The sequence below is a fragment of the Variovorax sp. VRV01 genome, from assembly GCF_014852545.1.
Taxonomy (GTDB): Bacteria; Pseudomonadota; Gammaproteobacteria; order Burkholderiales; family Burkholderiaceae_C; genus Variovorax; species Variovorax beijingensis_A.
Map to the genome: position 1 here is coordinate 70,293 of NZ_JACVBS010000020.1, position 23,735 is coordinate 94,027.

Annotated in this window: 23 protein-coding genes; 13 read left to right on the forward strand and 10 right to left on the reverse strand. The window is 67.6% G+C overall.

The window, feature by feature from the left end:
* Positions 1-16: 16 nt before the first annotated feature.
* The gene (locus IB278_RS27795; RefSeq protein WP_192326863.1) at positions 17-898 is read right to left on the reverse strand and encodes a LysR family transcriptional regulator; all 882 of its coding nucleotides are present in this window, start codon (positions 896-898) and stop codon (positions 17-19) included.
* Positions 899-1,000: 102 nt separating this feature from the next.
* Between IB278_RS27795 and IB278_RS27800 the strand changes: the two genes are divergently transcribed.
* Complete coding sequence (locus IB278_RS27800; protein ID WP_192326865.1) at positions 1,001-1,942, forward strand: NADP-dependent oxidoreductase; 942 nt, start codon at positions 1,001-1,003, stop codon at positions 1,940-1,942.
* 40 nt (positions 1,943-1,982) lie between these two features.
* Positions 1,983-2,852, forward strand: a complete 870-nt coding sequence (locus tag IB278_RS27805; protein WP_192326867.1) for an SDR family oxidoreductase — start codon at positions 1,983-1,985, stop codon at positions 2,850-2,852.
* An 11-nt stretch (positions 2,853-2,863) separates the two neighbouring features.
* On the opposite strand, the gene IB278_RS27810 is transcribed toward IB278_RS27805, so the two are convergent.
* From IB278_RS27810 to IB278_RS27820, 3 genes are all read right to left on the reverse strand, one after another.
* Positions 2,864-4,111, reverse strand: a complete 1,248-nt coding sequence (locus IB278_RS27810; RefSeq protein WP_192326870.1) for a CaiB/BaiF CoA transferase family protein — start codon at positions 4,109-4,111, stop codon at positions 2,864-2,866.
* A 74-nt stretch (positions 4,112-4,185) separates the two neighbouring features.
* Positions 4,186-4,965 (reverse strand): IclR family transcriptional regulator, encoded by a 780-nt coding sequence (locus IB278_RS27815; RefSeq protein ID WP_192326873.1) that lies wholly within the window; start codon positions 4,963-4,965, stop codon positions 4,186-4,188.
* Positions 4,962-5,744, reverse strand: coding sequence for an IclR family transcriptional regulator (locus IB278_RS27820; RefSeq protein ID WP_192326876.1), 783 nt, complete (start codon positions 5,742-5,744; stop codon positions 4,962-4,964). The genes IB278_RS27815 and IB278_RS27820 overlap by 4 nt, the downstream gene beginning before the upstream one ends.
* A 144-nt stretch (positions 5,745-5,888) precedes the next feature.
* Between IB278_RS27820 and IB278_RS27825 the strand changes: the two genes are divergently transcribed.
* From IB278_RS27825 to IB278_RS27835, 3 genes are read left to right on the forward strand one after another with little or no spacing between them, the layout of a single operon-like run.
* Positions 5,889-6,857: a Bug family tripartite tricarboxylate transporter substrate binding protein gene (locus IB278_RS27825; protein WP_145747133.1), complete on the forward strand. Its 969-nt coding sequence runs from the start codon at positions 5,889-5,891 to the stop codon at positions 6,855-6,857.
* 42 nt (positions 6,858-6,899) lie between these two features.
* Complete coding sequence (locus IB278_RS27830) at positions 6,900-8,069, forward strand: acyl-CoA dehydrogenase family protein (protein WP_192326879.1); 1,170 nt, start codon at positions 6,900-6,902, stop codon at positions 8,067-8,069.
* The gene (locus tag IB278_RS27835; protein WP_192326882.1) at positions 8,069-9,232 is read left to right on the forward strand and encodes an acyl-CoA dehydrogenase family protein; all 1,164 of its coding nucleotides are present in this window, start codon (positions 8,069-8,071) and stop codon (positions 9,230-9,232) included. The genes IB278_RS27830 and IB278_RS27835 overlap by 1 nt, the downstream gene beginning before the upstream one ends.
* Positions 9,233-9,237: 5 nt before the next feature.
* Here the strand turns inward: IB278_RS27835 and IB278_RS27840 are convergent, their stop codons facing one another.
* The 5 genes from IB278_RS27840 to IB278_RS27860 all read right to left on the reverse strand — a co-directional run bounded on the left by IB278_RS27840 (position 9,238) and on the right by IB278_RS27860 (position 14,227).
* Positions 9,238-9,681: a MaoC family dehydratase gene (locus tag IB278_RS27840; protein ID WP_145747130.1), complete on the reverse strand. Its 444-nt coding sequence runs from the start codon at positions 9,679-9,681 to the stop codon at positions 9,238-9,240.
* Positions 9,674-11,326, reverse strand: coding sequence for an AMP-binding protein (locus tag IB278_RS27845; protein WP_192326885.1), 1,653 nt, complete (start codon positions 11,324-11,326; stop codon positions 9,674-9,676). Before IB278_RS27845 ends, IB278_RS27840 begins: the two co-directional genes overlap by 8 nt.
* Positions 11,323-12,063 (reverse strand): nitroreductase, encoded by a 741-nt coding sequence (locus IB278_RS27850; RefSeq protein WP_192326888.1) that lies wholly within the window; start codon positions 12,061-12,063, stop codon positions 11,323-11,325. The genes IB278_RS27845 and IB278_RS27850 overlap by 4 nt, the downstream gene beginning before the upstream one ends.
* 126 nt (positions 12,064-12,189) lie before the next feature.
* Complete coding sequence (locus IB278_RS27855; protein WP_192326891.1) at positions 12,190-13,209, reverse strand: AraC family transcriptional regulator; 1,020 nt, start codon at positions 13,207-13,209, stop codon at positions 12,190-12,192.
* Positions 13,210-13,342: 133 nt separating this feature from the next.
* On the reverse strand, positions 13,343-14,227 hold the full coding sequence (locus IB278_RS27860) for a LysR family transcriptional regulator (RefSeq protein ID WP_192326894.1): 885 nt from the start codon (positions 14,225-14,227) through the stop codon (positions 13,343-13,345).
* 120 nt (positions 14,228-14,347) lie between these two features.
* On the opposite strand from IB278_RS27860, the gene argC reads away from it, so the two are divergent.
* Positions 14,348-15,331: an N-acetyl-gamma-glutamyl-phosphate reductase gene (gene argC / locus IB278_RS27865; RefSeq protein WP_192326897.1), complete on the forward strand. Its 984-nt coding sequence runs from the start codon at positions 14,348-14,350 to the stop codon at positions 15,329-15,331.
* Positions 15,332-15,427: 96 nt separating this feature from the next.
* On the opposite strand, the gene kdsA is transcribed toward argC, so the two are convergent.
* Complete coding sequence (kdsA, locus tag IB278_RS27870) at positions 15,428-16,279, reverse strand: 3-deoxy-8-phosphooctulonate synthase (protein ID WP_192326900.1); 852 nt, start codon at positions 16,277-16,279, stop codon at positions 15,428-15,430.
* Positions 16,280-16,493: 214 nt separating this feature from the next.
* Between kdsA and IB278_RS27875 the strand changes: the two genes are divergently transcribed.
* The 7 genes from IB278_RS27875 to IB278_RS27905 all read left to right on the forward strand — a co-directional run bounded on the left by IB278_RS27875 (position 16,494) and on the right by IB278_RS27905 (position 23,676).
* The gene (locus IB278_RS27875) at positions 16,494-17,327 is read left to right on the forward strand and encodes a tetratricopeptide repeat protein (RefSeq protein ID WP_192326903.1); all 834 of its coding nucleotides are present in this window, start codon (positions 16,494-16,496) and stop codon (positions 17,325-17,327) included.
* Positions 17,328-17,466: 139 nt separating this feature from the next.
* Complete coding sequence (locus IB278_RS27880; protein WP_145747122.1) at positions 17,467-18,144, forward strand: hypothetical protein; 678 nt, start codon at positions 17,467-17,469, stop codon at positions 18,142-18,144.
* A gap of 112 nt (positions 18,145-18,256) precedes the next feature.
* The gene (locus tag IB278_RS27885; protein ID WP_192326906.1) at positions 18,257-18,727 is read left to right on the forward strand and encodes a hypothetical protein; all 471 of its coding nucleotides are present in this window, start codon (positions 18,257-18,259) and stop codon (positions 18,725-18,727) included.
* A gap of 161 nt (positions 18,728-18,888) precedes the next feature.
* Positions 18,889-19,203: an autotransporter domain-containing protein gene (locus IB278_RS27890; RefSeq protein WP_192326909.1), complete on the forward strand. Its 315-nt coding sequence runs from the start codon at positions 18,889-18,891 to the stop codon at positions 19,201-19,203.
* 479 nt (positions 19,204-19,682) lie between these two features.
* Positions 19,683-20,708, forward strand: coding sequence for a LysR family transcriptional regulator (locus IB278_RS27895; RefSeq protein ID WP_145747119.1), 1,026 nt, complete (start codon positions 19,683-19,685; stop codon positions 20,706-20,708).
* 137 nt (positions 20,709-20,845) lie between these two features.
* On the forward strand, positions 20,846-22,414 hold the full coding sequence (locus IB278_RS27900; RefSeq protein WP_192326912.1) for an AMP-binding protein: 1,569 nt from the start codon (positions 20,846-20,848) through the stop codon (positions 22,412-22,414).
* 14 nt (positions 22,415-22,428) lie between these two features.
* Entirely contained in the window at positions 22,429-23,676 is a 1,248-nt protein-coding gene (locus tag IB278_RS27905) for an acyl-CoA dehydrogenase family protein (RefSeq protein ID WP_145747117.1), read from the forward strand.
* Positions 23,677-23,735: the final 59 nt, after the last annotated feature.

Sequence of the window (23,735 nt, forward strand, 5' to 3'; positions counted from 1 at the left end):
GCACGGTTGCTGAGTTCTATCCATTCAGCACAAGAGACCCCTGCGGATATTGCCCGCACATGAATTCGACGAACGCGCGAACCTTCGGCGCGGGAAGCCGCCTCGATGTGTGCAGGACCCACAGCGCGACCTCCGCGCCCGAAACCATGCCCCACTGGACCAGCTCTCCGCGCGTGAGCTGGTTCCACGCGATGGACTGCGGGATCAGCGCAGCGCCGGCGCCGGCGACCGCGGCGTCGCGGATCATCAGGAACGATGAAAGCCTGAGCTTCGGGATCGGCTCCACGACAAGGCGTCCGTCGTCGAGCGTCCAATTCCCGCCTTGGAAGCTTGTTGAAACGATGCCCGGAGCAGGGCTGACCTTGCCCTTGCCTCGCTTCGGCACGGGCACGGAGGGCGCGGCCACGACCACCAGCCGGTCCTTGGCGAAGCAGCGGCCCACAAGGCTGCTGTCGGGGCCTGGATTGATCCGGATCGCGGCGTCGAACTGCTCCTCGACGAGGTCGACCAGGCGGTCGTCGGCCACCACCTCGCAGGCGACCTCGGGGTAGGCCGCGCAGAACTCGGCGCCGATGCGGCCCATCGCCAGCTGCGAGAACAGCACCGGCGAGGCGATGCGCAAGCGCCCGCGCGGCACCGACAGGCCCTCGCGCGCGGAAGTCATGGCGTCGGCCACCTCGTGCATCGGCCCTTCGGTGCGGTCCATCAGCATCTGGCCGGCTTCCGTGAGCTTGAGCCCGCGGGCGCTGCGCTCGATGAGCCGCACGCCGAGCTGCTCTTCCAGGTCCGCGATGCGGCGCGACAGCGTCGCCTTGGATCTGCCGCTCGCGCGGCTTGCCTTTCCGAGGCCGCCATTGGCTGCGACGAGCGCGAAGTCGGTCAATGCGTTCAGGTCCATGTGTTCCGGATTTGAGACGAGGTGTCTTCATTTTCGCGTCTTTGTTTTACCGATGCAACGGCCTATCTTCTCCTCATCGCAACTTCGAATGAGGAAATTGAAATGACCACCACCACCACGCAACGCGCTGTGCTGATCCGGGCCTATGGCGGCGCTGCCGCTGCAGAGGTCGCCGAGATCGCGAAGCCCGCAGCCGGGCCGGGCCAGGTCCTGGTCCGCGTTCGGGCCGCCGGTGTGAACGGCATCGACTGGAAGGTTCGTGAAGGCTTCGTCCGGGAGGCTTTCCCGCTTCAGCTTCCCGCCGTGCTGGGCATCGAACTCGCAGGCACCGTCGAGGCGCTCGGCCCCGGCGCCTCGCGCTTTCGCGTGGGCGATCGCGTCATGGGCCCGCTGGGCGGGCTCGGTGCATATGCCGACTTCGTGAGCGTCGACGAGGCGAACCTGGTGCGCACGCCCCAGGGCCTGGACGACGTCCATGCGGCCGGTGTTCCTGTCGCGGCCGTGGCCGCCTGGCAGAGCCTGTACCACGCGGGTCCGATCACCGCAGGCCAGCGGATCCTGATCCACGGCGCGGCGGGAGGGCTGGGCGGCTATGCCGTGCAGTACGCCAAGCGGGCAGGCGCCGAAGTCTTCGCCACGGCGTCGACCGCGCACCTCGAATACGTGCGCAGCCTGGGCGCGGACCACGTCATCGACCACCGGAGCGAACGCTTCGAGTCGGTCGCGCGCGACATCGACCTGGTGCTCGACTACGTCGGCGGCGAAGTGCTCGCTCGCTCGTGGCAGGTGCTGGCGAAAAACGGCGCGATCGTCGGCACGTCCTCGCCCGACATCCTGGCACGCACGCCGCCCGGGCGCCGCGGACTGTGGTTCATGAACAAGCCGGATGCCGCCCTGCTGGAACGGCTGGCGGCGGAGATCGCGCAAGGCACGCTGATCTCAAAGCTCGGCGAAGTCGTGGGCTTCGGCGACATCCCCGCGGCCATCGAACGCAACCGCACCGAGCCTCGCATCGGCAAGGTGGTCGCGGATTTCTCGCGCTGATCGATCTTTTTTTTCCTCTCTAACTTCCCAGGAGATTTCCATGAGCATTCTCGTCACGGGTGCCACCGGCACCATCGGTTCCCTCGTCGTCCAAGGCCTGTCCGCTGCCGGCGCCGAGGTCAGCGCCTTCGTTCGCACATCCGGAAAGCAAGCCTTCCCGTCGGGCGTCCAGGAGGTCGTCGGCGACCTGACCGACGTGCCCTCGCTGCGCGCGGCACTGTCTTCGGTGCGCACGCTGTTCCTGCTGAATGCCGTCACGCCCGATGAAGTGACGCAGGCCCTCGTCATGCTGAACCTGGCGCGCGAAGCCGGCATCGAGCGCATCGTCTACCTGTCGGTCATCCATGCGGACAAGTTCACCAACGTGCCGCACTTCACCGGCAAGCACGCGGTCGAGCGAATGATTGAGAGCCTCGACATTCCGGCGACCATCCTTCGTCCGGCCTACTTCATGCAGAACGAGCGCATGGTCCAGCAGGTGATCCAGGGCTACGGCGTCTACCCGATGCCGATCGGCTCTACAGGTGTCGCGATGATCGATGCGCGGGACATCGCGGACGTCGCCGTTGCCGAATTGCTGCGCCGCGATCGCGCGCCCGCGCCGTCACCGCGCATGACGCTCGAGCTGGTCGGGCCCGAGCTGTGGACCGGAGCGTCGGTGGCCAAGGTCTGGAGCGCCGCGCTCGGCCGCGAAGTGGCTTACGGCGGGGATGACGTGGCGGCCTTCGAAGGACAGATGGCCTCGTTCGGGCCATCCTGGCTGGCCTACGACATGCGCTTGATGATGGCCGGGATCCAGAAGTTCGGCATGCACGGCGCGGACGGTGCAGCGGATCGCCTGCAGGCCATCATCGGCCACCCTCTGCGCCGCTACGCCGACTTCGTCAAGGAGGCCGTTGCCGCGTCATAGGCAGCGCCCGTTCAGATCACGCCCTCGCGCCGCAGCCTGTCCAGCGCTTCGCTGCCAAGGCCCAGCGCCGCGTAGATCTCCGCGTTGTGTTCGCCGGCCGCCGGCCCGGTGCGCGGCGCCGCGGGCCTGAAGCCCGAGAAGCGCGGCACGATCGCAGGCGCAGGCAGCGACCCGAGGTCCGGGTCGGGCAGGCGGATGACGGCTTCGCGCGCAATGAAGTGCGGGTCGACCATCACGTCGTCCACCGCATAGACCTTGCTGTGGGGAACACCGCCGCGGGTCAGGGCCTCGGACAGTTCTGCGAGCGTCTGGCCCTCGCACCAGGCGGCCACGATCGCATCGATCTCGTCGATGTTCCGGACCCGGTCCGGCGTGGTGGCAAAGCGCAGGTCGTGCGCCAGCGCCGGCCGGCCCATGGCCTGGCAGATGCGCTTGAAGATCGGGTCGGACGAACCCACGATCGTGACCCAATGGCCGTCGGCCGTGCGGTACATGTTGGACGGGGCCGTGTAGGTGGCCCGGCTGCCCGAGCGGCTGCGCGCCTGTCCCAGCACCTCGTGCTCGACCGGCAGGGCTTCGAGCAGCCGGAACATGGCCTCGGTCGCCGCGAGATCGATCTCCCGGCCCGGTGCGTCGGGGTGGCGATGGCGTTCCGCGATCGCGGTGGAGATGGCGAAGGCACCGAACAGGCCCGCAATCACGTCGCCGAGCGGATAGTTCATGTGCTGCGGACTGCGGCCGCTTTCGCCGGTCAGGTGCGCGAAGCCGCTCATCGCCTCGAAGATGCGCGCAAAGCCCGGGCGCTGCGCATACGGGCCGGTCTGGCCGAAGCCGGTGAGGCGCAGGATGACGAGCCGGGGGTTGACCGACCACAGCGTGGGCGCGTCGAGTCCCCACTTGTCGAGCGTGCCGGTGCGGAAGTTCTCGACCAGCACATCGAAGGACGCGATCAGCCGCAGGAACAGCGCGCGGCCTTCCGGCTTGCGCACGTCGAGCGACACGCCTTTCTTGCCGCGGTTCGAGACCTTCCAGAACAGCGCGTGGTCCGGCGTGGTGGGCGAGAGCGAACGCAGCGGGTCGTTGCCTTCGGGCAGTTCCAGCTTGACGACCTCGGCGCCCATGTCGGCGCACAGCGAGGCCGAGAAGGGCGCCGCGATCACGGTGGCCATGTCGAGGATCCGGATGCCGCCGAGCGGCCCCTGTGGCGTGGCGGACGCGGACTCAGTGGCGGCGGTGTGTTGGCGGGCGTCGGATGGCATGCATCGGAGTCTCATTGCGCGCTCCATTTGCCGCAACTCATGTTTCGACATCCTGAACGCGGCGTTGACGTGCGCTATCGCAGGCCCAGCGAGAGTTCGATGCTGTGCGCCAGCGTGAGCAGCCGCGGCGCGACCTCCCGGCGCATCTGCGCGAAGCTGCCGCGCTTCGTTGCCACGGCGCAGTTCAGCACGAACTGCATGCCGTCCACCAGGCCGTGCAGCGGCACGGCAAAGCCATGCCGGTTCGGCTGCCAGTCGGCGCGGGCACTGCAGAAGCCGTCGCGTGCCAGCTCGTCGCGTGCCAGCTCGGCCGCCGCGGCGTGGCGCTCGAACTCGGCCGGCGCGGCGACTCGGATCTGGTTCAGCACCGACAGCCGGGCTTCGGGCGCGGCGCGCGCCAGCCAGGCGCGCCCGATGGCGGTGGCCAGCATGGGAAGCGGCGCGCCGATGTCGGGCGTCAGCACGAAGTCCTCGCTGCTGCGCGCAGTCTCCACATACACCATGTGGATGCGGTGGCGCAGCCCCAGCGAGACGGCGCCTTCGATCTCGCGCGCCAGCGTTTCCATCATCGGCCGCGCGATCGGGCGGATGCGCATGCTGGCCAGCAGCGGATGGCTCAGCCCGAGCACGGCCGCGCCCAGGCGGTACCTGGCGCTGGCCGGGTCGCGCCGCAGGTAGCCGAGCAGCGCCAGCGTGTGCGTCAGGCGCGCGACCGTGGGTTTGGACAGGCCGGTGCGCTGCGCGAAGTCCTTGTTCGCGAGGCTCGATTCGCCTGGATGGAAGCACAGCAGCAGGTCGATGCCGCTCGCGAGCGTGGTGGCGAACTGGCGGTCCTTGGTGTCCTCATCTTTCATGCCGCGGCATCCAGGTCGGCTTCCACGCTGCGCGCGAGCGCGACGAGGCGCGGGCCCACGCCTTGCTCGAGCTGGCGCGGGCCGAGCCGCGACGTGAGCACGCCGCAATTGAGCACCAGCGTCTCGCCGTCCTGGGGAATGCGGATCGGCACGCCGACCGCCTGCACGTCGCTGCGCCAGGCGCCGCGCGACACGCAGAAGCCCTTGCGCTGGAGGTCGGCCTGCGCCCGCACCAGGTCGGCTTCGTACAGCCGCACCTGGCCGGGCTCCGAAGCCTCGATCTGCGCCAGCACGGCGTCGCGCAACTGCGGCGGCGCGTGCGCGAGCCAGCCGCGCCCCATCGCTGTCGACAGCATCGGCACGGCCGCGCCGATGTCGGGCCGCCAGGCGCTGAGGTCGTGGCCGCGGCAGGTTTCGACGTAGACCATCCGCGTGCGGTCGCGCATGCCCAGCGACACCGAGCCGCCGACCTCGTCGGCCAGCTGCTTCATGCGGCCGCGCGCGACTTGCCGGATGCGCAGGCTCGCCATCAGCGGATAGCCGATCGTGAGGGCGGTGGAGCCCAGGCGATAGCGCCGCAGGTGCGCATCGAAGACCACCAGGCCGCGGGCCGCCAGCGTGTAGGTCAGCCGCGAGATCGTCGCCTTCGACAGCCCGGTGCGCTCCGACAGTTCCTTGTTGCCGAGCGCGGGCTCGCCGACGGTGAAGCAGTGCAGCACCTGCAGGCCGTGCTGCAGCGTGGTTGCGAAGTCGGGGTCGGGGTGGCGGGCGGCAGGCATGTGGGGCTGGTGTTGCGCGGTGAATGCTACGTCCGGCATGGCATGCCGGCGAGCGGCGGCATTCAAGATAGAGAAACATCGTTTTCCATATGTGATGCCGCTGCGTAGTCTCCGGGCCCTGGCAAAGAACCAACTGGAGACCCCATGCGCAAGATGTTCATGCTCGCTGCCGCCTGCCTGCTGGCCGCGGCTTCCGCGGTGCACGCCGACCCGGCTTCCTATCCGGCCAAGCCGGTCCGCCTCATCGTGCCCTTTGCACCGGGCGGCTCCACCGACGTGCTGGCGCGGCTGCTGGCCGCGGCCCTCGCTCCCGAATTGGGGCAGCCCGTCATCGTCGAGAACAAGGCCGGCGCCGGCGGCAACATCGGCGGCGACTACGTCGCCAAGTCGGCGCCCGACGGCTACACGCTGCTGATTGCGGCGGCAGGCCCCACGGTGATCAACCCGAGCCTCTACGCCAGGATGCCCTACGACCCCGCGAAGGACCTGCGGCCGGTGACCTTGCTGATCCAGGAGCCCAACCTGATGGCGATCAACCCCAAGATCCCGGCGAAGACGGTGCCCGAGTTCATCGCCTATGCCAAGTCCAGGCCGAAGGAGGTCAGCTTCGGCTCCGCGGGCAACGGCAGCCCGTCCCACCTGGCCGGCGAGTGGTTCAACCAGCTCACCGGCACCACGATGGTCCACGTCCCGTACAAGGGCACGGGCCCTGCGATGAACGATCTGCTCGCCGGCCAGATCGCGATGATGATCGACAACATGCCCGCCCTGTGGCCGCATGTGCAGTCGGGCAGGCTCAGGGCGCTGGCGGTGTCCACCGACAAGCGGGCCACGGCCGCGCCCGACGTGCCGACCATTTCCGAGTCCGTCAAGGGCTTCAGCTTCGGTGCCTGGAAGGGCCTGATGGTGCCCGCTGCGACGCCCACCGCCATCGTCGAGCGCCTGCATGCCGCCACGACGAAGGCGCTGGAAAAGCCCGAGCTTCGCCATCGCCTGGCGGCCTTGGGCGCCGAGCCGGTCGGCAACACTCCGGCGCAGTTTGCCGAGCTCATCAAGGCCGACACGGCCTCGTGGGCCGCGCTGGTCAAGTCCACCGGAACCAAGCTGGACTGAGGTCCGCGCGCATCCACCCCATGAAGCAAGGAGCAACACATCATGCAGCGTGATCCCCAAGCGTTCGAGCAATTCCTCGGCAGCCTGCGCAGCTACGTGCGCGAGCGGCTGGTGCCGAACGAGGCGCGCGTGGCCGACGCCGACGAAGTGCCCGCCGACCTGGTGGCCGACATGGCGGCGCAGGGCCTGTTCGGCTATTCGATCCCCGAGGCCTATGGCGGGGCGGGCATGACGACCGAAGAGCTGGTGCTGGCGGCGATGGAGCTGTCGCAGTGCTCGGTGGCCTTTCGGGCGCGGGTCGGCACCAACACCGGCATCGGCTCCGAGGCCCTGGTGGCCGACGGCACCGAGGCGCAGAAGCGGCGCTACCTTCCGCGGCTGGCCAGCGGCGAGCTGACCGGCGCGTTCGCGCTGACCGAACCCGAGGCCGGCTCGGACGCCGTGTCGCTGCGCACCTCGGCGCGGCGCGAGGGCGACCACTACGTGCTCAACGGCACCAAGTGCTTCATCACCAACGCGCCGATCGCCGGCCTTTTCACGGTGATGGCCCGCACCGATCCCCACGACCTGTCGGCGCGCGGTGTCACGGCCTTCCTGGTCGAGCGCGGCATGCCCGGGCTCGGCACCGGGCCGGCCTACCGGAAGATGGGGCAGGCGGGCTCGCCCGTGTCCGAGGTGCACATGAACGACTGCATCGTGCCGGCGGAGAACGTCATCGGCGGGCGCGAAGGGCAGGGCTTCAAGACGGCGATGAAGGTGCTGAACAAGCAGCGCATCCACCTCGCGGCTCTGTGCATCGGGCCGGCGATCCGCATGCTGCAGGATGCGGTGGCGTTCGTGTCCACGCGCCGGCAGTTCGGCCAGGCGCTCTCGGGCTTCCAGCTGATCCAGGCGCTGATCGCCGACAGCCAGACCGAGATCCATGCGGCCCGTGCGCTGGTGCTGGACACCGCGCGCAAGCGCGACGAGGGCATCGACGTGACGATGGAGGCGTCGATCTGCAAGTACTTCGCGTCCGAGATGTGCGGCCGCGTGGCCGATCGCTGCGTGCAGATGCTGGGCGGCTACGGCTACATCGCAGACCACGGCATGGAGCGCTTCTACCGCGACGTGCGGCTGTTCCGGCTGTACGAAGGCACGAGCCAGATCCACCAGCTCAACATCGCCAGGCGCACGCTGGCCAAGGCCGGCTACGGCGGCGAAGGCGCCTGATGTTCGGCTACAGCGACCGTCTTCCGGCATTGCGCGAGGCGGTGCGGCGCTTCGTCGAGGAAGAGGCCATTCCGCGCGAGCGCCCGGCACTGGCGCACGACCTGGACGCGCTGGAAGCCGCGGTCCATTCATTGCGCGCCAAGGCCATGGAGGCCGGCATCTACGCACCGCAGCTGCCGGTGGCGTGGGGCGGGCTGGGCCTGTCTTGGCGCGATCGTTCGGTGGTGCTCGAAGAGGCCGGCCGGAGCTTCCTGGCGCCACTGGCCATGAACTGCGCACCGCCGGACCAGCCCAACATGATCAACCTGCTGGCCGAAGGATCGCCGGCGCAGCAGCAGCGCTACCTGGTGCCGCTCGCGCGCGGCGAGGCCCGGTCGTGCTTTGCGATGACCGAACCCGAACCCGGTGCAGGGTCCGACCCGTCGATGCTGCAGACGGTGGCCGAGCGCCGTCCCGGCGGCTGGGTCATCAACGGCCGCAAGTGGTTCATCAGCGGGGCGGTCGGCGCCGCCTTCGCGCTGGTGCTGGCGAAGACGGGCGAGGGCGCGACGATCTTCATCGTCGATGCCGGCAACCCCGGCTACCGCGTGGTGCGCAACATCGCGAGCATCGACGGATTCCAGATCGGCGGGCATGGCGAGATCGAACTGCAGGACTGCTTCGTCGACGACGGCGCGGTGCTGGGCGAGGCGGGCCGGGGCTTTGCCCAGGCGCAGGCGCGGCTCGAACCGGCGCGCCTGTCGCACTGCATGCGCTTCATCGGCCGCGCCTCGCGCGCGATGGCGCTGGCGCAGGACTACGCCAACCGGCGCCACTCGTTCGGGCAGCCGCTCGCCCAACTGCAGCAGGTGCAGGCGATGGTGGCCGATTCGCACATCGACCTGCATGCCGCGCGCCTGATGACCTGGCACGCGGCCGCGAAGCTCGATGCGAAGCAAAGCATCAAGCACGAGTCGGCCATGGTCAAGGTGTTCGTGTCCGAGGCCGTGGGACGGGTGGCGGACCGCGCTGCGCAGATCATGGGCGCGCTCGGCATGTCGGAAGACTCTCCCGTGTCAATGATCCTGCGCGAGATGCGGCCTTTTCGCGTCTATGACGGCGCGTCGGAGGTGCACCGCTCGACGCTGGCGCGGCGCATCCTGAAGGAATCGCTGCGTCCTTGAGGCCGTCACTCGCCGGCGGTCAGCAGGACGGTGCCGTGCGCGAGAACGCGGGTCCGGTCGTCCGACCCTTTCATGCATCCCTGCAGTTCGATGATGCTGCCGCCTCTGGGACGGGCCGCGATCGACGAAACGCGCCACTCGATCAGCACCGTCTCGCTCGCTGATACGGGCCGCAGCAGATCGACCGAGAAGTTGATGCCCAGCACATGTCCTTTCTTCGCGAAATGCGTGGCGGTCAATCCCATCAGCAGCGAGGTGGTGTGCGTGGCGCTTGCGATCAGTCCGCCAAAGCGCGTGCCCCTTGCGAACACCGCATCGTGGTGCAGCGGGTTCTCGTCTCCCGCGGCCAAGGCAAAGGCCCTGACTTGCTCTTCGTCGAAAGTGTGGATTCGCGAGAAGCGGTAGCCGGGCTCGACAGGGGCGCGGGCAGCGGGTTCGAACTCAACCATGGCGCGCGAGGCCGGTGATGGCCTCCTGGCTTCCGGCCTGCTGGCGCAGGCGGAACTTCTGGATCTTTCCCGTGGCCGTCTTCGGCAAGCTGCTGAAGATCACCCGGCGTGGACACTTGAAGTGGGCCAGCCGCTCCCGGCAGAACGCAATGATCTCCTGCTCGGAAGGTGCCGGGATGCCGGCCCTGAGTTCGATGAACACGCACGGCACCTCGCCCCATTTCTCGTCGGGCTGGGCGACCACGGCGGCGTGCAGGACGGCCGGGTGGCCATGAACGACATCCTCGACCTCCACGGAGGAGATGTTCTCGCCGCCCGAAATGATCACGTCCTTCGAACGATCGGTGATCTGCGCATAGCCGTTGCCATGCAGGACCGCGACGTCGCCGGTGCGGAACCAGCCGTCGGCGAGCGCCCTGCGTGTCGCCGCCTCGTTCTTGAAGTAGCCCATCATCACGGTGTTGCCGCGCAGCATGAGTTCTCCTGCGGTTTTTCCGTCGCGAGGGACCGGCTCCAGCGTGTCCGCGTCGCCGACCATGAGGCCTTCGAACATGGCGGCGCGCACGCCCTGGCGCACCCGCAGCCTGCCTTGCTCGGCGGGTTCAAGATCGTCCCAGCCGTCCTGCCACGCGCAACTCACCGGCGTGCCGCAAACCTCGGTGATGCCGAACACGTGTTCCACCTCGAAGCCCATCGCCAGCACCGCGTTCAGCACGGCCAGCGGCGGCGGGGAACCCGCAGTCAGTACCCGCACGCTGCGGGACAGCCGGATGTTCCGGGCTGAATCCGAGAGCATGGCCATCACGACCGGCGCCGCGCAGAGATGGTCGATCTGGTGCGTGTCGATGGCCCGCAGCACCGCTTCGGCGGACACCCGGCGCAGGCAGACGTGGGTCCCGGCCGCCGCCGTCACGGCCCAGGTGAAGCACCACCCGTTCGCATGGAACATGGGCAGCGTCCACAGGTACTTCGGCGCCCGCGGCATCGCCCAGTTCGTGATCTGCAGCAGGCTCATCAGGTAGGTGCCGCGGTGGCTGGCGACCACGCCCTTCGGGTCTCCCGTCGTACCCGAGGTGTAGTTCAGCGCGATGGGCTGCCACTCGTCGCTCGGCCAGCGGCCGGGGAACTCCGGGTCGCCGCTCGCCAGCAGCGATTCATAGTCGGTCTCGCCGATGCGTTCGGCGGGCGGCGCGAGGTGGTCTTCGATGTCGATGACCGGGGGAGGGCTGTCCAGCAGCGCCAGGGCGGCGGCAACCGTTGCGGAGAATTCGCGGTCGACCATCAGCAATTTGCACTCGCCGTGACGCAGGATGAACGCGATGCCTTCTGCATCCAGGCGATGGTTGATCGCGTTGAGCACGGCACCTGCCAGCGGCACGCCGAAGTGCGACTCCAGCATCGCCGGCGTGTTCGGCGCCAGCACCGAAACCGTGTCCCCCGGCTGGATGCCCCTGGCCACCAGCGCCGATGCCAGGCGATGGCAGCGCTCCCGCGTCTGCGCCCAGGTCCGCGTCAGGTCGCCGTGCACCACGGCCGGGCGGTTGGGATGGGCCAGCGCGGCGCGGTCGAGAAAGCCGAGCGGGGTCAGCGGTACATGGTTCGCCTCGCAGCGGTCGAGGCCCTTTGCATAGGATGGCGCGCTCATGTCCTTGTCTCCTTCGTGCTGTCGTGGAATGCCGTGAAGGCGGAAACCGGCTCCCGCTCGGTGACCAGCGCGTTCTCGATGGAGGACTCGTCGGCGTAGCCCAGGCTCATGCCGCAGACGAGCATCTGGCCCGCGGGAATGTCCAGGAACTCGGCGATCTGGCGATGGAACTTCAGGAACGCGGCTTGCGGACAGGTGTGGAGGTTGCGGCCGCGTGCGGCGATCATCACGCTCTGCAGGAACATGCCGCAGTCCAGCAGGCTTCCTTCCTGCAGTGCGCGGTCGATCGTGAAGAACAGGCCCACGGGCGCATCGAAGAAACGGTAGTTGCGCCCGTGCTGCATGTGCATGCGCTGCTTGTCGCCCTTGGCGATGCCAAGCAGCCCATAGAGGTCCCAGCCCACCTTGCGGCGCCGCTCCAGGTACGGGGAGAGCCATTCGCGCGGGTAGTAGTCGTAGGGCTCGAGCAGTTCCTCCGTTCTGCCGGGATCGTCGTCGAGCGCTGCGATCACTGCGGACAGGCCGGCCTTCGCAGCCCCGGTCAGCACATGCACATGCCAGGGCTGCATGTTCATGCCGGAAGCGCTGTAGCGCGCGGTCGAGAGGATCGCTTCGATCTCTTGCTGCGGCACCGGCCTGGGCAGGTACGCCCTGATGCTGCGCCGCGTGGCAATTGCCCAATCGACTGCGCCTTGCAGCGCCTGCGCACCCAGCGGCGGCGCCATCATTCGGTTCATTGCGGGTTTCCTCGTTGCCGGACTGCCGAGGAGCTTAGTTCCGCAAGCGCCCGATGCCCATGCCCGCAGGCCTCGATCCGGCCGGGGCTTTCGGGCATGCGGACGTCACTGGCGGGCGCCGGGCGCTTATTCCCGCGCGTGCGCAGAGGAGCGATAGCTTCCGGGGCTCACGCCTGTCCATTTCTTGAAGGCGCGATGAAAGGCGCTGGTCTCCCGGAATCCGGTGCGGGCGGCGACCTCGGCCACCGTCAGCGGGGCGCTCGACAGCAGGTCGATCGCGATGTCCCGCCGCAGATCGTCCTTCACCCGCTGGTAGCTCAGCCCCTCCTGCTGCAATCGGCGCTGGAGCGTGGCGCCGGAAACGCAGAGCTCTTGCGCGAGCTTCTCCAGCTCGGGCCACGCATCGGGCATCTGGCTGCGCAACCGGTGCCGCACCTGTGCGCTGGTGCTCGCGTCATTGCGGTACTTGACCAGCAGATTGGCGGGCGCTGCCCGCAGGAAGTTGTCGACGGTCTGGGGGGATTCCGCGATCTTCAGATCGAGCAGGTCGCTGGCAAAGGTGATGTGCGTGGTCTCTGCGTTGAACTGCACGTTCTCGCAGAACCGCGTGCGGTAGTGGCTGTCGTCGGCCGGCGGCGGACAGCGGAACCGCATCTCGCGCAACGGGATTCGCCTGTGCACGAGCCAGCATGCCAGCCCGTGGACGAGGATGAACCAGGTGCCGTAGCCGAACAGCCGGCGCAGCACGCCACCGTCGTGCAGGATCACGCGCGCCTCGTCCGCTGATCGGACCAGCTCCCCGCGAAAGTCGTCCAGGTTGGCGTGAAGAAACCGGAGGATCCGGCGCAGGGCGTGCTCCAGGTTCTCCGAGTTGACCGCTGCGCGCGTCATGAGCGCATAGCTTCCGCGGCGCAGTCCGTGGCTGTCCAGGCCGAAGAACTCGTCATCCATCAGGTCGGCCAGCGCCACCCACATGCGCGAGTACGCAGCCGCCGAAATGCGCGCGCGCGGCGCATTCAGCAGATCGCGGTCCAGCCTTGCGATCTCGAGCACGCCGCTGATGTCCATGTTCCTGAGCGCGGCGGCGCGAATCGCCTCATGCACGAGCTCAATGGAAACGGTGCCCTTCAGCCCTGCTGACTTCATGCGGCGAACTCTCTGGGGAATGGTTGATCAGGGTGCGCCCCTGGCCGTCGGGGTGGCGCGGCCTGATCTTAGTCACTCCGGCCGGGGCGAAGCTGGCGAAGCGATCCGCCGCAAGGCGCAACGAAAACGACTTTCAATGCTCTTTCATCCCCAACAAGGCCCGAAGCGTCAACTCCGTCGCATCGTCGTCCAGCCTGGTCCGATGCGCAATGCCCAGCGCCCTCGACAGCGCCGGCCGCAGCGGTCGCATGCTGATGCGCCGATCCGGCGGCGGCGCGCCTGCCTCGTGCGGCAGCAGCGCGGCGCCGTAGCCTGCTGCCACGAGGTTCCTCATCGCGTCGTTGTAGTTCAATTCGATGCGCGCCTGCGGCCTCTCGCCGGCCGCGGCGAACCATTCGGCGGTCTGGCGGAAGAGCCGGGTGCCGCGGTCATTGGCAATCAAGGGCCGGGCGGCGAGCCAGGCCGGCGTCACGTGCGGCGGCGGTTTCCAATCGGCCGGGATGAACGCCAGCACCGGATCCTTGCGCCAGGCCTGCACGCGCAGGCCGCGGAGCACCGGCTGCGGCAAAGCCACAATGCCGATGTCCAGGCTTCCGGCGGCCAGCCGCGCCAGGGCTTCCTCGCTGGTCATCACCGCGACCTGCACGTCGATCTCCGGATGCCGGGCGGCCAAGGCCTCCAAGGCCTGCGGCAGCAGGTGCGCGAGCGCACCGGTGGACGCGCCCAATCGGACGCGGCCGCCGCGCGCCGCGATCTGCCTTTGAACGGTCTGCAGCAGGTCGTCGGCTTCGGCCAGCAGCCGCCGTGCCCTGTCGATCAGCAAGCTGCCGGCGGACGTCGCGGTGACGCCGGCCGGCGCGCGGTGCAGCAGGCGGGCCCCGAGGCGGGCTTCGAGCTGTGCCACGTGCAGCGTCACCGTGGGCGGTGCCAGATGAAGTGCCTTGGCCGCCGCCGCGAACGAGCCGAGATCGATCACCGTCAGCAGCGTTCGCAGGCGGTCGAGGTTGATTTCGCGCATCGTGCAACTTTCCTCGTTGGAAGGGGATTCAGAATTCCTGAATCCGTAGTTTGTCAGATTCAACTGGTGTGCATGCGATGGGCGATGCACCATGCGTTTCGAACTCAATCGGAGCGCTCCATGACCCCTCTCGTTTTCATCGATGGCGACCAAGGCACCACGGGCCTGGAGGTGCGGCAATGGCTGGCGGGGCGGACCGACCTTCGCTTGCTGCAATTGCCGTCCGAACATCGCAAGAGCGCGGCCCATCGCGCCGAGGCGCTGAACGACTGCGACATCGCATTGCTGTGCCTGCCGGACGACGCCGCGCGCGAAGCCGTGGCGCTGGTGCGCCGTCCTGGCGTGCGGGTGATCGACGCGAGCTCGGCCCATCGCACCGCGCCGGGCTGGGTCTATGGCCTGCCGGAGCTGGAGGCTGCGCAGCCCGGGCGCATCGCCAGCGCCGGACGTGTCAGCAATCCCGGTTGCTACCCGACGGGGGCGCTGGCATTGCTCAAGCCGTTGATCGATGACGGCCTGCTGCCGGCAGACTACCCGCTGGTCATTCACGCGGTGTCGGGCTATTCAGGACGGGGCCGACCCGGCCTTGAGGATCATGAAGGCGCCGGCGCTGCCACCGCGGTGCCCTTCCAGGTCTACGGCCTGGGCCTGAACCACAAGCACGTGCCCGAGATCCAGCAGCATGCCGGCCTGGCACATGCGCCGGTGTTCGTGCCGGCGTATGGCCATTATCGGCAAGGCATCGTGTTGACGATGGCGCTGCATCTGCGCCTGCTGCCCGCCGGCGTGACGGCCGCGCGCTTGCACGCCGCGCTTCAAGCGCGCTATGCAGGGCAAGCTTTCATCGAGCTGCAATCGCTCGACAAGGAGGTCGATGCGCGGCGGCTCGACCCCCGGGCACTCAACGGCAGCAACCGATTGCGACTCGCGGTTTTTGAGCAGGAGCGCACGGGCCAGGTGCTGTTGGCTGCGGTGTTCGACAATCTGGGAAAGGGCGCCGCGGGAGCGGCGGTGCAGAACCTCGATTTGATGCTCGGATTGTCGGCGGTACCACACCTGGAGCCGGTGACTCATTGGGCCGCGTGCGGGCGGCATGACATTTAGCCAGCGGTAGAGAGCGGCCCGGGCTTCCATCGCCCGTGTTGAATTTGCAGCCTTGTGTTGGCACCCATGCGGGTGCGTCGCGGCAGTGTCCTCTGTTCAGCCGCGGACATCCAGAGGCGCGAACGACTTCACCAGGTCGTCCAACACCTTCAGCTGCGCGAGGAAAGGCTCCAATTGGTCCAGCGGCAGAGCGCTGGGACCGTCGCATTTGGCCTGCGCCGGGTCAGGATGAGCTTCGAGAAAGAGGCCCGCCAAGCCCACCGCCAGGCCCGCGCGCGCTAGTTCAGCCACTTGCTCGCGTCGCCCGCCGGAGACAGCGGCGTTTGCCTCGCGTTGCTGGAGGGCATGGGTAACGTCGAAGATGACGGGCAGGTTCCCGGTAACCTTCTTCATGGCACCGAAGCCAAGCATGTCCACCACCAGGTTGTCGTAACCGAAACAGGTGCCACGGTCGCACAGAATGACCGGGGAGCTTCCCGCCTCCCTGATCTTCTCCACGATATTGAGCACCTGCGGCGGACTCAGGAACTGGGGCTTCTTGACGTTGATGACCTTGCCCGTCCTGGCAAGCGCGACGACCAAGTCAGTCTGGCGGGCGAGAAACGCAGGCAGTTGCAGAACGTCCACGACTTCGGCGACGGGATTCGCCTGCCATGGCTCGTGCACGTCGGTGAGGATGGGCACGCCGAACGCGGCCTTGACGGCTTCGAAGATTTTCAGGCCCTCTTCCAGACCGGGGCCCCGGAAGGAATGGATGGACGAGCGATTCGCCTTGTCGAAACTTGCCTTGAAGACGTATGGGATGCCAAGCTTGCGCGTGACCCGCACGTACTCCTCGGCAGCACGCAGGGCCATGTCCTTCGACTCGAGTACGTTCACGCCGCCAAACAGGACAAAGCCGTTGCTGTTGCTGACGTTGATTGCGGGGGTGATGGCGACGGTCGTCAAGAAGAGTTCTCCTGCAGTGTTGTTGCTCGCATTCTCGCGCTCCGGCCGGCCAATGAAGCACGCCTTTGGCCACCAGTGCCTGGAGCCGGCCAGCACCGACCGTCCACCCGACTGGGCGTTCCGGCTGCCGACGCCGTAGGATTTTCATGAAAACCTTCGAGCTTTATGCTCGGGTCTATGGGGCTGCCAGCAAACAACCATCCCGCTCACATCCATGTTCCTCCCCCCGCAAATTGCAGAGGTCACCGTTGACCAGGCGTGGCGCTACGAGACGCCGTACCCTCCGTTGGGGTTTCGACCTCTGGCCGAGGGGGCGCTCGGCAATGGAGACACGTTTGGGCTCTACTGGCCCATCGGGCTGGAAGCGCGGGAGCCTATCGTGGTCGAGACATGGCACGATTCATGGCAGATCCAACCGGTGTACTCGTCGCTTTCCTCATTCCTGGTCGCGCTCGCGAAGGCTGAGGACGCATACCCTGAACCGCCTTCCCTCATGGAGGACCCGCGCTCCCCGCGGGCGCTTCTCGAGAAAGCGAAGCGGAAGGTGCAGGCGCAAGCCGTGGCAGAGGCTGTCCAGCTCTTGGAAAGGGCACTGGACGTTCTGCCCGAGTACACGGACGCACTTTGCCTTCTGTGGGCCCAGCATGTTCGGCAAGGGCGCATCGATGAGGCGCTTGCAGTTGCGATCAGAGCCATCATTGCTCCACCGTCTTTGGGAGGTCGCGCGACCAGGCCGCTCAGATGGCTGCAGGCGCAAGGCGAAGCGCCGGCCTTGGAGCACGATCCCATCTGGCAAGCACGCGCTGAACTCAAGCTGTCCTATGGAGGCGCGAAGGAGAACGGCGACTACGCCATCTATCGCTCTGCCATCCAGGCCTACCTGGGCGCCTCGCGATACGTTGAGGCGAGCATGCTCATGCAAACCTATGCGGAACTGATGCAGGCGGAGACGGTCGCCTTCCAAGAGCGGCACGGTTTTGTGAAGGCGGAATTCCTGGCTGCGCAGATTGCCGCCAGCGCCAGGCTGCCGCATGGGCCAAGGGCCTGAGGAGACCATCGGCCAAAGGCAGAGGTCGAGTGCCCCAGGGACGATATCGACCTCGAGCGCCGCGTGGGAGACGGGCGTGGGTTGCCGATGACACCATGCTGCGGTAGCCTGCCGGCTCCAATACTGCGAGGAGTCTCCGATGCCCAGTCGCTTCATTCTTTCCACTGGCGCCGCCGTCGCCGCCGCCCTGATCATCGGTTGCGGAGCGATGGGGTCATCGGGCGGCAAGTCCATGAGCTTCTTCATCACCAGCGTCAACCCCGGAAAGGGCGGCGACCTCGGCGGCCTGGCCGGAGCCGACCGCTTCTGCCAATCGCTGGCCACGAGTGCCGGGGCGGGCGACAAGACTTGGCGCGCTTACTTGAGCACCGTCGCCGCGAACGGACAGCCGGCTGTCAATGCGCGCGACCGGATCGGCACCGGCCCCTGGACCAACGCCAAGGGAGTGGTCGTCGCCACCAGCGTGGCCGACCTGCACAGCGCCAACGCAAAGGTGGGCAAGGACACCTCGTTGACCGAGAAGGGCGAAGTTGTCTCCGGCTTCGGCGATCCGGTCAACCGCCACGACATCCTCACCGGCTCGCGCCCTGACGGAACCGTGGCCGTGCCCGAACCCGGCAAGGACACCACGTGCGGCAATTGGACCCGAAGCGACGGCGGCTCCGCCATCGTGGGTCACCACGACCACAAGGGCACCAATCCCGATCCGGTAGCCAACGCGTCGTGGAACTCCTCGCACGGTACGCGCGGCTGCAGCGTCGACCAGCTCAAAATGAGCGGCAGCGCCGGGCTGATGTACTGCTTTGCGGCCAACTGACCTTGGCAGATGGGCGGCCCTCGGTCCGCCGGCGTGCGAGCGCAGGCCGCCGACGTCCAGAAATTGACTCGAATCCCGGGAAGCGATGGTGGGAAAGCAACTCCAGATTGCCATGAATGAAGCGGACGAGAAGGACTTCGTCGCGTTCTTGCGCAGCGCGGCCGACATCCGGTTGATCGAGGCTTTTGCGCCCACGATCGAAGAGCTGTGGGTGGACGGCTTCCATCCCATCTTCAAGGGGCATCACACCTATGCAATCTGGAATACGGCATTTGCGTGGACGCCCGAATACGGAACTGTGGGCGAGCAAGCCCACGATCCGAACAGCGTCGGTTGGCGCTACGTGTCGAATGCCGACGGCGCCCCGCTGCTGCACATGACGCGCAGCAATTCGCTGTCGGGTGTCTCCGGCCGCTTGTTCTGGGCAAAGGACTTCGCTGCCCCCGGTGGACTGGCATACGACGTTGCTTCCTTCTCCCAGTGGATTGACTCGGTCTGGCGGTGGGTTCGCCGGCACGGGAAGAAGTCGAAGGACCTGGACCGGCCCGCAGGGGCGTACCGGACCAAACCGGCCGTTCGCTGATGACCGTCTCGCGAAGCCGCAGCCTCGGTTCTGTCGTTCGGCCCCCGCGCATCTGAGTTGAATTTTTAATTCTTTGGAACTACTCGACCACCAGCGGCTGGAGATCGACCCCGTGTCGATTCCGGGTGCCTGGGTGCGGCAGTCGCCCCGACGACGGCCTCGTGGTGCGTGCGGGCCTGCAGCTCAAGGGCCGAATCGATACCGCCGCCGGCAGGCTGCAGCCCTACGGCCGCATCGACGTGTTCCACGCCTCGGGCGGGGTCGACGCGGCGCAGTTCCTGAGCCTCGGCGGCAGCAGCACGGTCATCGGCAGCGATGCGGGGTCGACCAGCACCGAACTCGCGGGCGGCATGACGCTGGCGGTGGGCGGGCGCACCACGGTCTATGCCGAGCTCGGCAAGCGCTGGACCTCAGGGGGCGGCACGCGCGTGAAGAGCGGGCTCAATGCCTCGGTGGGTGTGCGCGTGAGTTGGTGAGGGGCCTGCGCCGGGCGGACAAGGCAGCTTGTCCGAGCACTTGGTCAGCCTGAGTCGCGCGAGCTGGTTGTGGCCCGCCACACGCATATCCCGAGTGAAAAGTGGTGGTGCCCTATCTGGGCATCGCCTTCACCGTTGTGCTGCGGGTTGCCCCCAAGCCATCCATCTGACGAGGGCCGCGGAAGACCTGATCGCCAGCGGTCGGCCATGACCGGGCACTGAGGGGTGCTGCCAGCTTGCCAGGGCATCGGTTCGCTGGGCTGAGTTCTGGAAGTCCAACCGCAGGCCCACACGCGTCGCGCGGACTGGATGAACCCCTCGGCCTTGCCGTTGGTCTGCGAAGCGAACTTGAAATCGGTGAACGGCCGCTTTGAAGTTTTCGCGGCGACGTATTCGCAGCCGGTGGTCCAATCGATGTGCGCTGCACCTGCATGCCGGCCGGCGGGCCCTGCCGGCGCCGGGTAGAGAATCCAGGGCTTATGGAACTCCGATCGCTGCGCTACTTCATCGCCGTGCTGGAAGCGGGCAGTCTTTCGCGCGCCGCGGGTGCGCTGTACGTGGCGCAACCCGCGCTCACGGCCCAGATCAAGAAGCTTGAGGAGGAGCTTGGCACGCAGCTCTTCGAGCGTTCGCACGTCGGCGTCACGCCCACGGCGGCCGGGCTGCAGCTCTATCACGACGCGCGCAAGCTGCTGTCCGACGCCAGCGCGATGCGCGAGCGCCTGCAGCGCACGCCCGATGGGCCCGAGGGCTCGGTCACGGTGGCCGTACCTTTCCTTCTAGCCTCGCTGCTGCTCGGGCCGGCCTTGGCGCGGCTGAAACAAAGGCATCCTCGGATTCGCGTGTTCGTCATCGACGACCTGAGCCTGATGGTGCGCAAGGCCATGGTCGAGCGGCGCGCGGACATCGGCATCCTGGTGGACAGCGATGAAGTGAACGGGCTCGATGTGAAGCCACTTGCGCGAGAGGCGATGTTCGTCTGCGGCTACGACGCCGACGGCAAGGTTGCGGCCATGACCGTGCAGCCTGCCACCGGTGCATCGAAGAAGCGCAAGGCGGCTACGGTGCCGAGGCCCGAGATGCCCTTCGCCCGTGCGGCCGGCCTCCCGCTGGTGCTGCAATCGCGCCGATTCAGCATTCGCGCGCAGGTCGAGCGCACTGCGTCGGACCTGGGCCTGGAGCTCAACATCGCGCACGAGCACGATTCCGCTCGCGTGATCCGTTCGCTGTATTTGGCGGGCGCGGGCTTCACCTTTTCTCCCGCCTGCGCCCTGGGCGACGCACCAGCGGGCGGCAAGCGGTGGCTGGTGGCGCGCGTGGTGCGTCCCGAACTGGCGCGCACCTACTTTCTTGCAACCCCGTCAACGCGCGAGCCCGACCCCGCGACCCGGGCAGTGATGGACGTGCTCGTCGAAGAAACGCGCCGCATGATCGCATCGGGCCGCTGGGAGGCGGAGTTCCTGTTAGGAGAGAGGCCCGCACCAGGAGCGTCAGGCAAGCCATAGCGCCGGGCACCCCGAGTTGGCAGGGCCATCAACTCTTTTGATGGCCGCGCATCAGCAATCCGTATTTGTTGTTGCGCGCCTTCCGCTGCCAAAGTCGTCTCCATCCCGTGCCGTGGCTCGGACATCCAGGAGACAACTTGCAAACCACAGCCCCCGAGATCGCCAACGTCGGCGAGCTCACATCCCGTGCCGCTCGCATCCACGCGAAGCGGCTTGCCGTCACCAGCGCGCAGCGCTCGGCCACCTACGAAGAACTTGAGCAGCGCTCCAACCGTCTGGCCAACGCGCTGTGCGGCCTCGGCTTGCAGCGCGGCGACCGGGTGGGCGTGTACCTGCCGAACTGCATCGAAATCGTCGAGCTCGAACTGGCGTGCTACAAGGCCGCGCTCGTGAAGGCGCCCATCAACGCGCGGCTGGCGCCGGTCGAAGTGGCCGAGGTCATCGCGAACAGCGAGGCGACGCTGATCGTCACCACCGCCGAACGCGCCGAGAGCTTCTTGCCGCAGCTCAAGAGCGCGCCGCGCCTGCTGCTGCTCGACGCCGCGGAAGACTCCCCCACGTCATACGAAGGCGCGCTTTCTCGCGCCAGCGACCGCTTCACACCCGCACGGGTGAGCGCCGACGAACTCGCGGTGCTGCACTACACCTCGGGCTCCAGCGGCGTGCTCAAAGCCGCGATGCAGACCTTCGGCAACCGCCTCGCGCAACTGCGCAAGTTCCTGATGCGCGCCGACAACCTTCAGCCCGGCGACCTGCTGGGGCTGGTGGGACCGATCACGCACGCATCGGGCATGCAGCTGGTGCCGGCGCTGTGCAGCGGCGCCACGATCCGGCTTTTCAGCGGCTTCGATCCCGCACGCTTCATCGCGGAGATGAAGCGCGAGCGCGTGACCCACACCTTCATGGTGCCGACCATGATCAACATGCTGCTGGCCGAGGTGCAGGGCCGCTACCGCCCATTGCCCGACCTGCGGCGCCTGGGCTACGGCGCCGCGCCGATGGCGCCGGCTCGCATCATGCAGGCCATGGACGTGTTCGGCCCGGTGCTCTCGCAAGGCTATGGTGCGGGGGAGACGACCTCGGGCGTGTGCGGCCTGAGCGTTGAAGACCACCTGTTCGCGAGGGCCGCCATGCCCGAGCGGCTGGCATCGTGCGGGCGGCCGTTTCTCGAGTCGCGGGTGGACATCGTCGACGACGAAGGCCAGCCGGTCGCCGCCGGTGAGATCGGCGAGATCGTGGTGGGAGGCGCCGATGTCTTCGCGGGCTACTGGCGCGCTCCCGAGCTCACGGCCGAGGTGCTGAAGAACGGCTGCTACCACACGGGCGACCTGGCACGTGTGGACGACGACGGCTACATCTATATTGTCGACCGCAAGAAGGACATGGTGATCAGCGGAGGCTTCAACGTGTACCCGTCGGAGGTCGAGGCGGTGTTGTACCAGCACGCCGCGGTCGATGAAGCGTGCGTGTTCAGTGTGCCCGACGACAAGTGGGGCGAGGCCGTGGCCGCGCACATCGTGTTGAAGGCCGGCTCGGCCGCGGACGCGGCCGCGCTCGATGCCTTCTGCGCCGAACGGCTTGCGGGCTTCAAGCGGCCGCGCCGCATCGAGTTTGTCGAGGCACTGCAGAAGAACACCAACGGAAAGATCGCGCGCAAGCTCATCCAGTCGCCGTACTGGGTGGGCCACGACCGCCGCGTGAACTGAGAAGCCGCACAACCATGACCACGCAAACCATTGCATCCGGGCCCACGGGCGCGACCACCGCTGCTTCCAGCGTGCGCTCTCCGCTGTTCGACGGACCGTTCGAAGGTTCGGAACGCGCGGCCGAATTGATTGCGCGCATCGGTGACTTCATCGACGGCGAGCTGGCCGCGCTGGTCCGCGAGCAAGGCATCGATCACGAGCACGGTGCCGACAAAGCCACGCTGCAGCGCGTGTGGCGACGCTCGCATGAACTGGGCTTCTACGGCATGACGCTGCCCACGAAGATGGGAGGCCTGGGGCTCTCGCTGCTCGACCACGTGTTAATCAAGGAATCGATCTACGCGAGCGGCTCGCCTCTGGCACCTCATGTGTTCGGAGAACTCAGCGGCCCGCCGCGCGTGGGAGCGCTGGCGCGCTATGCCACGCCGATGCAGCTCGCGAATTTCATCGTTCCGGTGGCGCAGGCCGAGAAGGCCATCTGCTTCGCGCTCACCGAGGCCGAGGCCGGTTCGGACCCCGGCGCGCTGCAGACGCAGGCGCGCCTCGAGGGCGACACCTACGTTGTCAACGGGCGCAAGCGCTTCATCTCGGGCTCGCCCTTTGCGGACTACGCTGTGCTGATGGCGTCCACCTCCGACAACCCCGAACGACGCGAGATCTCGGCCTTCTTCGTTGACCTGCGCCAAGACGGCGTGGAGGTGAAGGCCGGCTACAAGACCATGGCGGGCCAGTCGACCACCGGCGACATCCTGCTGACCGATTGCCGCGTGCCCGCCGCCAACCTCATCGGCGAGCCGGGCCGCGGGCTGGCGCTGGCGCTGGGCCGGATCACCGTCAACCGGCTGCTGCACTGCCCCGGCATGGTGGGCCTGGCCACGGTGGCTTTGAAGGATGCCCGCGACTACGCGCGCACGCGCCGCCAGTTCGGCCGCCCGATCTCGCAGTTCCAGGCCATCCAGCATTCGCTGGCCGACATGGCCACGCAGCTGGCGGCGGCGCGCGCGCTGATGATCTCGACCGCGCGCCAGCTCGACGCAGGCGGCGATGCGCGGGCCGATGCGTCGATGGCGAAGCTCTTCTGCTCGGAAGCGGCCTTTCGCATTGCCGACGCGGCGGTGCAGATCCACGGAGGCGAAGGCATCGTGCAGGGCCGGCGTGTGGAGTTCCTGTTTCGCATGCTTCGCATGTACCGCGTGCTCACGGGCACCAGCGAGATACAGAAGAACATCATCGCGCGCGAGCTGCTCGGCGAGGCGCCGTAGGCAGGCCAGGACGAATCACAAAGCAAAAAGATCCGGAGACAAGCGAAATTGAACAACGA